The organism is Dechloromonas agitata is5 (assembly GCF_000519045.1).
Classification (GTDB): Bacteria; Pseudomonadota; Gammaproteobacteria; order Burkholderiales; family Rhodocyclaceae; genus Azonexus; species Azonexus agitatus.
On the sequence record NZ_KI912532.1, the window covers coordinates 1,141,169 to 1,153,030 of the forward strand.

At 65.3% G+C, this 11,862-nt stretch carries 12 protein-coding genes; 11 read left to right on the forward strand and 1 reads right to left on the reverse strand.

Translation table 11 applies throughout. The features are described 5' to 3' along the window. The first annotated feature begins 38 nt into the window (after positions 1–38). From hypF to hypE, 11 genes are all read left to right on the forward strand, one after another. The gene (hypF, locus tag K420_RS0105665) at positions 39–2,330 is read left to right on the forward strand and encodes a carbamoyltransferase HypF (RefSeq protein ID WP_035855358.1); all 2,292 of its coding nucleotides are present in this window, start codon (positions 39–41) and stop codon (positions 2,328–2,330) included. A 223-nt stretch (positions 2,331–2,553) separates the two neighbouring features. Beyond that, positions 2,554–3,726: a hydrogenase small subunit gene (locus K420_RS0105670; protein ID WP_084019572.1), complete on the forward strand. Its 1,173-nt coding sequence runs from the start codon at positions 2,554–2,556 to the stop codon at positions 3,724–3,726. Between the two features lies 1 nt (position 3,727). After that, positions 3,728–4,753 carry a hydrogenase 2 operon protein HybA gene (hybA, locus tag K420_RS0105675; RefSeq protein WP_027457218.1) on the forward strand — a complete coding sequence of 342 codons (1,026 nt, stop codon included), beginning with the start codon at positions 3,728–3,730 and terminating at the stop codon, positions 4,751–4,753. Then, the gene (gene hybB / locus K420_RS0105680; RefSeq protein WP_027457219.1) at positions 4,750–5,910 is read left to right on the forward strand and encodes a Ni/Fe-hydrogenase cytochrome b subunit; all 1,161 of its coding nucleotides are present in this window, start codon (positions 4,750–4,752) and stop codon (positions 5,908–5,910) included. The genes hybA and hybB overlap by 4 nt, the downstream gene beginning before the upstream one ends. A 21-nt stretch (positions 5,911–5,931) precedes the next feature. Beyond that, positions 5,932–7,644, forward strand: a complete 1,713-nt coding sequence (locus K420_RS0105685; RefSeq protein ID WP_027457220.1) for a nickel-dependent hydrogenase large subunit — start codon at positions 5,932–5,934, stop codon at positions 7,642–7,644. Between the two features lie 67 nt (positions 7,645–7,711). After that, positions 7,712–8,191 (forward strand): HyaD/HybD family hydrogenase maturation endopeptidase, encoded by a 480-nt coding sequence (locus K420_RS0105690; RefSeq protein WP_027457221.1) that lies wholly within the window; start codon positions 7,712–7,714, stop codon positions 8,189–8,191. Continuing rightward, positions 8,191–8,481 (forward strand): HypC/HybG/HupF family hydrogenase formation chaperone, encoded by a 291-nt coding sequence (locus tag K420_RS0105695; protein ID WP_027457222.1) that lies wholly within the window; start codon positions 8,191–8,193, stop codon positions 8,479–8,481. The genes K420_RS0105690 and K420_RS0105695 overlap by 1 nt, the downstream gene beginning before the upstream one ends. Continuing rightward, positions 8,474–9,031, forward strand: coding sequence for a [NiFe]-hydrogenase assembly chaperone HybE (gene hybE, locus K420_RS19615; protein ID WP_051452969.1), 558 nt, complete (start codon positions 8,474–8,476; stop codon positions 9,029–9,031). The genes K420_RS0105695 and hybE overlap by 8 nt, the downstream gene beginning before the upstream one ends. A 25-nt stretch (positions 9,032–9,056) precedes the next feature. Then, entirely contained in the window at positions 9,057–9,302 is a 246-nt protein-coding gene (locus tag K420_RS0105705; RefSeq protein WP_027457223.1) for a HypC/HybG/HupF family hydrogenase formation chaperone, read from the forward strand. Next, positions 9,302–10,429: a hydrogenase formation protein HypD gene (hypD, locus tag K420_RS0105710; protein ID WP_027457224.1), complete on the forward strand. Its 1,128-nt coding sequence runs from the start codon at positions 9,302–9,304 to the stop codon at positions 10,427–10,429. The genes K420_RS0105705 and hypD overlap by 1 nt, the downstream gene beginning before the upstream one ends. 134 nt (positions 10,430–10,563) lie before the next feature. Continuing rightward, complete coding sequence (hypE, locus tag K420_RS0105715) at positions 10,564–11,616, forward strand: hydrogenase expression/formation protein HypE (RefSeq protein ID WP_027457225.1); 1,053 nt, start codon at positions 10,564–10,566, stop codon at positions 11,614–11,616. 4 nt (positions 11,617–11,620) lie between these two features. Here the strand turns inward: hypE and K420_RS20410 are convergent, their stop codons facing one another. Further along, complete coding sequence (locus K420_RS20410) at positions 11,621–11,827, reverse strand: hypothetical protein (RefSeq protein WP_157275024.1); 207 nt, start codon at positions 11,825–11,827, stop codon at positions 11,621–11,623. Positions 11,828–11,862: the final 35 nt, after the last annotated feature.

An 11,862-nucleotide genomic window follows, 5' to 3' on the forward strand; every position in this document is an offset into this window, starting at 1 on the left:
CTCGGCGTAAGCTTCCGGCTTTTCCTCGAGGGATGGGCATGACCGGTCGGCTGTTCCGCATTCGCGGCCTCGTTCAGGGGGTCGGCTTCCGGCCCTTCGTCTGGCGGCTGGCGAACGAACTCGGTTTGACGGGCTGGGTGCGCAATGACGGGGCCGGGGTGGTGGCTGCCGTGGGCGGCGAAAACTGGCAGGAATTTGCCCGCCGCTTGCAGCGCGAGGCACCGCGCCTGGCGCGCATCGATGCCATCGACTGTACACCGGCCGAGGTGTCCGGCGAGGGCTTCGTCATCCTGGCGAGCGCGTCGGGCGAGGTGGCGACCGCCATCGGGCCGGATGCGGCGATCTGTCCCGCCTGCATCGCCGATCTCTGCGATCCGGCCAACCGCCGCTGGCGCTATGCCTTTACCACCTGCACGCATTGCGGGCCGCGTTACACGGTCAGCCGGCAAATTCCCTACGACCGGGCGTCGACCAGCCTGGCCGGCTTTCCGCTCTGTACGCCGTGCGCTGTGGAATACAGCGCGCCGGCCGACCGCCGTTTCCATGCCGAAACGACCTGCTGCCCGGCGTGCGGGCCGCAACTGAGCTTGCTGGATGAGGCGGGACAGGCGCTGGTCGGCGATCCGATTGCCGAAACCCTGCGCCTGCTGCGCGACGGTCGCATCGTCGCCATCAAGGGCCTCGGCGGCTTCCATCTGGCCTGCGATGCGCGCCATGCGGCTGCCGTGGCCGGGCTGCGCGAGCGCAAGCAACGCGAGGCCAAACCGTTCGCGGTGATGGGCCTGAATGTCGCCTCGCTGTCCGGCCTGGCGCGCATCGGCAAGGCGGAATCGGCCTTGCTGCACAGCGTGGCTGCCCCCGTCGTGTTGTGTCCGAAAGGCGAACTCGAACTGCCCGGCATCGCGCCCGGCCTGGCCTGGCTTGGTGCGATGCTGCCGGCGACGCCGCTGCACCTGCTGCTCTGGCATGAGGCGGCTGGCCGGCCGGCCGGCACCGATTGGCTCAAGCAGCCGAGCGACCTGCTGCTCGTGATGACCAGCGCCAACCCGCATGGCGAGCCGCTGGTCATCGCCAACGACGAGGCGCTGGTGCGCCTGGCCGGCATCGCCGACGCCTTCCTGCTGCACGACCGCGACATCGTCATCCGCTGCGACGACTCGGTGGTGCGGGCCACGCCGCAGGGGCCGGCCTTCATCCGCCGCGCCCGGGGCTATGTGCCGGTGCCGGTCGCCCTGGCCGAGGATGGGCCGACGGTGCTGGCTCTGGGCGGTTACCTGAAGAACACGGTGTGCGTGATGAAGGGCCGCGAGGCCTTCCTGTCGCAGCACGTCGGCGGCTTGGACAACGCGGCGGCCATCGGCTTCCTCGAGGAAACCGTCGAACACCTGCTGGCCATCCTGGACGTGAAGCCGGAGATCGTCGCGCACGACCTGCATCCGGACTTTCCCTCCACCCATCTCGCCGTGCACCTGGCCGAACGCTTCCACGTTCCGGCGCAGGCGGTCGGCCACCATGCGGCGCACCTGGCCGCCATCGCCGCCGAGCACGGGGTCGATGTGCCGCTGGTCGGTCTGGCGCTGGATGGCGTCGGCCTTGGCCCGGATGGTGGCGCCTGGGGGGGCGAGTTGTTGCGGCTGGATGGCGCCGATTGCGCTCGCCTCGGCCATCTCCGGCCCCTCCGCCTGCCGGGCGGCGACCGGGCGGCGCGCGAGCCCTGGCGCATGGCGGTTGCGGCCCTCCACGATGGCGGGCTGGGCGAACGCCTCGCCGACTGGCTGGGGCGAACCTGGCCGGGCCGCGATGCCGGGCCTTTGCTTACCCTGCTCGCCCGCGACTTGCGCTGCCCGCCGACAACCAGCCTCGGCCGCTGGTTCGATGCGGCGGCCGCCCTGCTCGGTGTGCGCGACGTAATGGCCTTCGAGGGCCAGGCGGCGATGGAGCTGGAAGGGCTGGCGACCCACCATGGCCCGCTAACGCCCCTCGCGTCCGGTTACGTCGTGCGCGCAGGAGGGCGAGAACTCGACCTGTCGCCCCTGCTGGCCGCCTTGCTGGATGGCCGTCACGATGCGGCGCACGGTGCGGCTCTCTTCCATGCCACGCTGGCCGCCGGCCTGGCCGACTGGGCGCTGGCTGTGCCTGGTGGCTTGCCGGGCGGGCGGCTGGCCGTTGGCGGTGGCTGTGCGATGAACGCTGTGTTGATGGCGGCCCTGCGGGCCCGCCTCGAACCGGCCGGAATCACGCTGCTCGAAGCGCGCCAGGCTCCCCCCAACGATGGTGGTCTGGCACTGGGTCAGGCCTGGTTGGCCCGGCGGGCTAGTCAATTGGTCTGACAAGTCGCTGATCAATTTGCTTCCGGGAGTGGAAAGCAAAGGGTGGTTTTCCGCTGTCAGTTCACTTATCACTTTCGGCAAGGCACTGTATTGACGGAGTTTTTCGACCTGGCCCGGCAGTTGCTACAAGTGGTCGAAAATATTCGATAAAAGCCAGCTCCCCCAGCAGAGAGAAGGTGCCGTTCATCGAGCGGCATCGGGAAACCATAACAAGGGGAGATCCATGGCCAACCAAAATTTGATTTCGCTGGAACAGGATGACCGCATCGAGGCGGCGGCGCGCCGTCTGCAGATGGGCCGGCGCGAGTTCCTGCAATTCTGCGCCGCGATGGCGACGACGCTGGGCTTGCCGCAGGGCGCTGACGCAGCCGTCGCTGAAGCGGTTGCCGCCAACAAGCGGCCGAGCGTGATCTGGCTGCACTTCCAGGAGTGCACCGGCTGTACCGAATCCATGCTGCGTGCCGAGCATCCGACGCTGGAGAAGCTGATTCTCGACGTCATCTCGCTCGACTACCACGAGACGCTGTTCGCGGCCGCCGGCCATCAGGTCGAAGCTGCCCGCAAGACGGCGATGACCGAAAACAAGGGCAAATACCTGCTGGTCGTCGAAGGCGCCATTCCGACGCGCGACGGCGGCATTTACTGCAAGGTCGGCGGCAAGACCGCCATCGAACTGCTCAAGGAATGTGCGGCCGACGCGGCGGCGGTGATCGCCATCGGCTCCTGTGCCTCGTGGGGCGGCATGCCCTCGACCGACCCGAACCCGACCGGTGCCATGGGCGTGGACAAGGTGCTCGGCAAGCCGGTCGTGACCATTCCCGGCTGCCCGCCCAACCCGTACAACTTCCTGTCGACCGTCGTGCATTTCCTGACCTTCGGTTCGCTGCCGGCGGTTGACCACCTCGGCCGGCCGAAATTCGCCTATTCCCGCCTGGTGCATGAAAACTGCGAGCGCCGCGCCCACTTCGATGCCGGTCGCTTCGCGATGGATTTCGGCGACGACGGCCACCGCAAGGGCTATTGCCTGTACAAGCTGGGCTGCAAGGGGCCGGAAACCTACGCCAACTGCCCGACCATCCAGTTCGGCGATGCCGGCGCCGGCACCTGGCCGGTCGGTTGCGGCCATCCGTGCATCGGCTGTACGGAGCAGGGTGTCGGCTTCGAGAAGCCGATCCATGCCGTAGCCAAGCTGAAGAACATCGAGCCATCCGCCTTCCTGCCGCGCATCGTCGAGGAAAAGGGTGTTGGTGCGTCGCTCGGCTCGGCTGCCGTGCTGGCGGCCGTGGCCGGTGCCGCCGCGGGCGCCGGGGCGATGGTCGCCAAGAATCTCGGCCTGTCGCACAAGGCCGAGCAGATGGAAGAAGCCAAGAAATCCGACGCCAAAGCGGAGGTCTGAGATGACCAGTAGACGCGATTTTCTCCGCGGCTGCCTGGCCGGCGGCGCAGCAGCGGCTTCGGCCGTGCTGCCCGAGACGGCCTGCGCCCGCGACACGCTGCAGCGGCCGCCCGAGGGGCTTGGCCTGCTCTACGACGCGACCCTGTGCGTCGGTTGTCAGGCCTGCGTCGCCGCCTGCAAGCAGGCCAACGGCAACCCGGCCGAGTTTTCCGCCATGGACAAGTTGTGGGACAGCCCGCTCGATACCAGCGGCCATACCTTCAACCTGATCAAGATGTATCGCAACGGCACGATGGAAACGAAGGACGCCGAGGAAAACGGCTTCGCCTTCATGAAGACTTCGTGCATGCACTGTGCCGACCCGTCCTGCGTCTCGGCCTGCCCGGTGTCGGCGATGACCAAGGACCCGGTCACCGGCATCGTCGGTTACGACGCCGATGCCTGCATCGGCTGCCGCTACTGCGTCGCCGCCTGCCCGTTCGGCATTCCCAAGTACCAGTACGACTCGCCGACCGGCAAGATCGGCAAGTGTGAGCTGTGCCGTCATCGCCACAAGGACGGCCATTACTCGGCCTGTGCCGAGGTCTGCCCGACCGGTGCCACGCTGTTCGGCCGGACCGAGGATTTGCTGGCCGAAGCCAAGCGCCGCCTGGCCGCCAAGCCGGGCGAGAAGCTGGTCGTGCCGCGCGGCCGCCTGCCCAAGCCGGGCGAAACGGCCGAGGAAGCCGCCCGGTGGAAGGGCCTGGTCGATCAGAGCTACGAAGCGGTGGCCGGCACCTATCTGCAGCACGTCTATGGCGAGAAGGAATACGGCGGCACGCAGGTGCTCAAGCTGTCGGCCGTCAATTTCCAGAAGGCCGGCCTGCCCGACCTGCCGCCCAAGTCCTCGGCGGCGACTTCGGAAACCATCCAGCACACGCTGTACGGCGGCATGATCATGCCGATCGCCGTATTGGCCGGCCTGACCTGGGTCGCCAAGCGCAATGTCGTGCCGGAAGACGATGACCAGAAGGGAGGCAAGCAATGAGTGCCCATCATCCCGCCGCTCCGGTCGGCGGCAAGCTGTTCAACCTGCCGGTGATGATCTGCAGCCTGCTGATCGCCGCCATGGTCGCCGTGCTCTTCGTCCGTTTCATCTTCGGACTGGGTGCCGTGACCAACTTGAACGACGGCTACCCGTGGGGCATCTGGGTCGTCTTCGACGTCGTCATCGGCTCGGCCTTCGCCTGCGGCGGTTTCTCGGTCGCCATGCTGGTGTACATCTTCAATCGCGGCGAGTACCACCCGCTGGTCCGTCCGGCCTTGCTGGCCAGCCTGTTCGGCTATACGCTGGCCGGGGTCGGGGTGCTGTTCGACCTCGGTCGCTGGTGGAACTTCTGGCACATCCTGTGGCCGGGCTATGCCAATCCCAATTCGGTGATGTTCGAGGTGGCCCTGTGCATCTCCTGCTACATCATCGTGATGTGGATCGAGTTCTCGCCGGTCTTCATGGAAAAGTGGGGCATGAAGGTGCAGAAGAAGAAGCTGGAGAAGGTGCTGTTCTTCTTCATCGCTTTGGGCACCCTGCTGCCGATGATGCACCAGTCCTCGCTCGGCACGCTGCTCGTCGTCATGGGGCCGCAGGTCAATCCGCTGTGGCAGACGCCGGTCGTGCCGCTGCTTTTCCTGCTCTCCGCCATCACCATCGGTTACGGCGTGGTGCTCTTCGAGTCCTGCGTCGCCTCGTCGGCCTACCGCATGGAAATCGAGATGCACCTGCTGCAGCCGCTGGCCAAGGTCATGCTCGGCATGCTCAGCGTCTTCCTGATCGTCCGTTTCGGTGATCTGGTCGTGCGCAACGCATTCGGTCACGCCCTGCAGCCGACGCTGGAAGCGTTCTTCTTCTGGTTGGAAACCGCCTGCTTCGTCCTGCCTTACCTGCTGGTCGGCACCGCCGGCGCCCGGCGCAATCCGGCCCGCCTGTTCCTGGCTGGCGTGGCGATCATGCTCGGCGGCGTGCTGTTGCGCGTCAATGGCTTCCTGATCGGCTACGACACCGGCCTCGGCGTCGACCACGGTTGGAACTATTTCCCGAGCATCGCCGAAATGCTGGTCACTATCGGCATGTTCGCGCTCGAAGTGCTCGGCTACATCATCATTACCCGCCGCTTCCCCGTGCTGCCGCGCAGCGCAGCGGCCCACTGAATCCAGGGATAGGAGAACAACATGAACAAACGTGTCACCATCGACCCGGTCACCCGTATCGAGGGTCACCTGCGCGTCGACGTCGAAGTGGATGGCGGCCGCGTCAAGAAGGCCTGGGCCTCCGGCCAGATGTGGCGGGGTGTCGAGAACATCCTGATCGGCCGCGACCCGCGCGATGCCTGGGCGATCACCCAGCGCATCTGCGGCGTATGCACCACGGTGCATGCCATCGCCTCGGTACGCGCCGTCGAGAATGCGCTGCAGCTGGAAATCCCGGTCAATGCGCAGTACATCCGCAACATGATCATGCTGGCCCACGCCGTGCATGATCACATCGTGCATTTCTACCACCTGTCCGCGCTCGATTGGGTCGACGTGACCTCGGCGCTGAAGGCCGACCCGGCCAAGACAGCCAGCCTGGCGGAAAGCCTCTCCAACTGGAGCGGCAACTCGAAGGCCGAGTTCGTCAAGGTGCAGGAACGCCTGAAGGGCTTCGTCGGCACCGGCCAGCTCGGCATCTTCACCAATGGCTACTGGGGTCACCCGGCGATGAAGCTGACGCCGGAAGTAAACCTGCTGGCCGTCAGTCACTACCTGCAGGCGCTAGAAATCCAGCGTTTTGCCAGCAAGATCGTCGCCGTTCTCGGCTCGAAGTCGCCGCATATCCAGAACGTCGCGGTCGGTGGCGTGGCCAACCCGCTGTCGGTCGACTCGCAGTCGGTGCTGACCATCGAGCGCCTGCTGGCGATCAAGGAATGGATGCTGAAGCTGGAAGACTTCGTCAAGAACGTCTATCTGGTCGACGTCGGCGCCATCGGCGGTTTCTATGCTGACTGGACGAAGTATGGGCGCGGCATCACCGATTACCTGTGCGTGCCGGACATCCCGCTCGACGGCAAGGGTGAAAAATTTGCGCTGCCCGGCGGCTACATCGCCGACGGCAAGCTGGAGAGCTTCAAGGCGATCACCAGCTTCAACGACAAGTACTTCACCGAGGGCGTCTCGGAAGCGATCAAGCACTCCTGGTACAACTACAGCGCCGGCAACGACAAATCGCTGCATCCATACAAGGGCGAAACGACGCCGAACTACACCGACTTCCAGGACGACGGCAAATACAGCTGGTTGAAGTCGCCGACCTTCTACGGCAAGCCGATGCAGGTGGGCCCACTGCCACGCGTGCTGAACATGCTGGCCGCCGGCCATGAGCCGACCAAGAAGTACGCCACCGCCGCGCTCGACCTGGTGTCCAAGGTCGCTGGTGCCAAGGTGGGCGTCGAGGCGCTGCATTCGACCATCGGCCGCCATGCGGCACGGGCGGTCGGCTGCGCGGTACAGGTCGATGAATTGCTCAACCAGTGGGATCTGCTGCTCGCCAACATGGGCAAGGGCGACCTCAAGACCTTCAACAAGCCGGTCTTCCCGAAAGGCGAGCAGATGGGCGTCGGCTTCCACGAAGCCCCGCGCGGCGTGTTGTCGCACTGGGTGGTCATCGACTCCGGCAAGATCAAGAACTACCAGTGCGTCGTGCCGACCACCTGGAACGCCGCACCGCGCAACGAGAAGGATCAGCCGGGCGCCTACGAGGCCTGCCTGATCGACAACCCGGTGGCCGATCCCGAGAAACCGCTGGAAGTGCTGCGCACGGTGCATTCCTTCGACCCCTGCCTGGCCTGTGCCGTGCATGTCGTCGATCAGGAGAACAACCCGGTGGTGACCGTCAAGGCCGTTTGATCGACAACAAATCAACTCTGCGTTGGGGGCGCGACAATGCTCGCGCCCCGTTTTTTTGGAATTGAGCATGCGTATCGTCGTATTGGGAATTGGCAACATCCTGCTGACGGATGAGGGGGTCGGCGTTCGCGTCATCGAGGCGCTGGAACGCGACTACGTGTTGCCGCCGGAAGTCGAGGTGATCGACGGCGGCACCTGCGGCATGGAAATGCTGGAGCAGCTGGAAAACCTCGATGGGCTGATCGTCGTCGATTGCGTACGGGCCAATCAGCCGCCGGCCACACCCATCCTGCTCAAGGGCGACGACGTGCCGGTCTTTTTCAAGACCAAGCTGTCGCCGCATCAGGTCAGCCTGTCCGACGTGCTGGCCAGCCTGGAATTCACCGACCGTGCGCCGAAGGCGATCGCCATCGTCGGCATGCAGCCGGTGTCGATGAGCCTGGGCATGGAACTGTCGCCGGAAGTGGCAGCGCAGGTGCCGCAGTTGGTCGCCATGACGCTGGCCGAACTGGCGGCCTTGGGCATCCAGGCGGAGGCGCGCGGCTGATGTGCCTGTCGATCCCGAAGCGCGTTGTCGAATGGGAAGGCAGCGGCGACAATGCCGGTGATTTCGCCTGGGTCGAACGCGACGGCCAACGCGAGCGCATCAACATGATGCTGATCGGCCCGCAGCCGGTGGGCAGTTGGGTGCTCACCTCGCTCGGCCTGGCCAAGGAAGTGGTCGAGGACGAGCAGCGGCAACTGATCGAGGACGCGCTGGCTGCCCTGGCAGCATCGCTGGAAGGCGATTTCGACCCGAGCCAGCATTTTCAGGATCTCAACCGCCCGCATGACTGAACGTATCCGCCAGCCCGCCCTGCAACCGCCCCCCATCCGCCCGGCTGTGCCGCGCGGTGAAGACCCGGCGGCCTGGCTCGAAGCGCATTATCGCCATGTCTGGGAAACCCGGATGCGCGACCTGCCCTTCGTCAATCCGGCCCTCACTGTCGAGGCGGTCGGCTTTCAGCGCCTGAACGGTGACTGGCTGGGCGTGATGATCACGCCGTGGTTCCTCAATCTGGTGCTGGTCTATGGCGGGGGCGAGCTGTGGGGCGACATCCCGGCCGGCGAGCGGCGCTACCTGAACCTGCCGTGCGGTACGATGCAGTTCATCGCCGACGACGATCCGGACATCGGCCCCTACCAGTATTGCCCGTTGATCGCGCCGGTCGACAAGCTGCCCGACATGGCCACGGCGCGCTTCGTGGCGGCCGATGCGGTCAAGACGGTGTTCTGCCCGCCAGCACCGCCCGAACCGGAGCCGGTTGAATTGCCCGAAACCCGGGCGGAAACCCCCGAAGTCAGCCGGCGCGGCTTCTTCCGCCGCCTGGCCGGCAAACGTTCCTGATCACGACAACAGAGGAGTATGGCGGATGTGTCTTGCGATTCCCGCTCAGGTCGTCGAATTGCGCCCTGACGACAACGCCCTGGTCGACCTGGCCGGGGTCAAGAAGGAAGTCTCGCTCGCCTTGGTCGATGGCGTGGCCGTGGGCGATTACGTGATCGTCCATGTCGGCTACGCCCTGAACAAGCTCGACCCGGAAGAGGCGGAGAAGACCCTGAAGCTGTTTGCCGAAATGGGAGAACTCCCGGCCGACGGCAATCCGACCTTGCACTGATGAAGTACATCGACGAATACCGTGATGGCGAGGTCGCGCAAACCATCGCCGCCGCCATTCGCGCCGAGGCCGATCCAGCGCGCAGCTACCATTTCATGGAGTTCTGCGGCGGCCACACCCACGCCATTTCCCGCTACGGCGTTGCCGACCTGCTACCGGCCAACGTCAAGATGATCCACGGCCCGGGCTGCCCGGTCTGCGTGCTGCCCATCGGCCGCGTCGACCAGGCCATCCGCCTGGCGCTGGAGCAGGGCGTCACGTTGTGCACCTACGGCGACTGCCTGCGCGTGCCGGCCTCCAACGGCCTGTCGCTGATGAAGGCCAAGGCGCGCGGCGGCGACATCCGCATGGTCTATTCGAGCGCCGATGCCGTGGCGCTGGCGCAGAAGAACCCGGACAAGCAGGTTGTCTTCTTCGCCATCGGCTTCGAGACGACGACACCGCCGACGGCGGTGGCCATCAAGCAGGCGGCGGCGCTGGGGCTGAAGAACTTCTCGGTGTTGTGCTGCCACGTGCTGACGCCGTCGGCCATCTCCAGCATCCTCGAGTCGCCGGAAGTCCGTCAGTGGGGCACCGTGCCGCTGGATGGTTTCATCGGCCCGGCGCATGTGTCGACCATCATCGGTAGCCGGCCCTATGAATTCTTCGCCGAGGAATACCGCAAGCCGGTGGTCATCGCCGGCTTCGAGCCGCTCGACGTGATGCAGGCGATCAAGATGCTGATCCGTCAGGTCAACGAGGGGCGCGCCGAGGTTGAGAACGAATTCGCCCGCGCCGTCAGCCGCGAAGGCAACCTCAAGGCGCAGGAGCTGGTCGCCGAAGTGTTCGAAATGCGCAAGACCTTCGAGTGGCGTGGTTTGCGGGTTTTGCCCTACTCCGCACTGCGCATTCGCGGTACGTTCGCCGAATTTGATGCCGAAAAGCGCTTTCCGCTGGGCTATGCCTCGGTGCCGGACCACAAGGCCTGCGAATGCGGGGCGATCCTGCGTGGGGTCAAGCGGCCGCAGGACTGCAAGATCTTCGGGACGGTCTGTACGCCGGAGAATCCGGTGGGCTCGTGCATGGTGTCGTCGGAGGGGGCATGTGCGGCGCATTACACCTATGGGCGGTATAAGGATGTGGCCTGATTGCGGCAGTCTGCCATTTCCGGGTAATTGGGGCCGGACCCCCGTTTTGAGTTGTCGCTCGTTCGGCCCCGAGTTTTCGCGCTTGCGGCGCGCCTCAAGCGCGAAAAACAACATTTCAAAAACGTGATCACACCATGACCCAAACCCGCAAAACCTACATCCGCCCCCTCGACCTCAAAACCGGCCAGATCGACATGGCCCATGGCTCAGGGGGCCGGGCGATGGCGCAGTTGATCGAGGAACTGTTCGCCAAACACCTCGGCAACGAATACCTTGCCCAGGGCGATGACGGTGCGTTGCTGCCGCATCCCGGCGAAGGCCGGCTGGTCATGGCGACTGACTCGCATGTGGTTTCCCCGCTCTTTTTCCCGGGCGGCGACATCGGCTGCTTGTCCGTTCATGGCACGATCAATGACGTTGCGGTGATGGGCGCGGAGCCGCTCTATCTATCGGCAGGGTTCATCATTGAAGAAGGGTTCAAGTTCGTCGATCTGGCGCGCATCGTGCAAAGTATGGCCGAAGCGGCCAAGGCGGCCGGGGTGCCGGTGGTGACGGGCGATACCAAGGTGGTCGAGCGCGGCAAGGGGGACGGGGTATTCATCACGACGACCGGCGTCGGCGTCGTGCGGCCGGGTAACGAACTGTCGGGGCGCAATGCGCAGCCGGGGGATGTGATCCTGGTGTCCGGCACGCTCGGCGACCACGGCATGGCGATCATGGCCGAGCGCGAGAGCCTCGGATTCGAGTCGCCGATTATGTCGGACAGTGCCGCACTGCATGGCCTGATTGCCGCGATGCGGGCCAGTGGTGCCGCGATCCGCGTGCTGCGCGATCCGACGCGGGGCGGTCTGGCGACGACGCTCAATGAGATCGCCAAGCAATCCGGCGTCGGCATGATGCTGCAGGAAAAGGCACTGCCGGTGAAGCCGGCGGTCGAGGCGGCCTGTGAATTTCTGGGGCTGGACCCGCTTTATGTCGCCAACGAGGGCAAGCTGGTGGCGATTTGTGCCGAAGCGGATGCGGAAAGCTTATTGGCCGCGATGCAGGCGCACCCGCTGGGGGGGGATGCAGCGATCATTGGCAGCGTTCATGCCGACGATCACCACTTCGTGCAGATGACCACGGCCTTTGGCGGGCGGCGCATTGTGGACTGGTTGAGCGGCGAGCAGTTGCCGCGGATTTGCTGATCGATCAGTGGCGCAGCGCGATCATGACGGAAAGTACATCGCCAACCTCGGAGATAACCAATTCACGGGCATCCGCGAAGCTGTCGGCATTACGGATATGGAATATTTCGCTATGACCTTCCGGATAGCGGACGGCGGCGATGTATTCCGGGCGCGGCGCGCGTGTGGTGCGGGTTGCGCGGGGTTTGGCGGGTTTGCGTTGGGCTTGCATCGTCAGTCTCGATTAGCGGGGCAGATGCAGGGCAT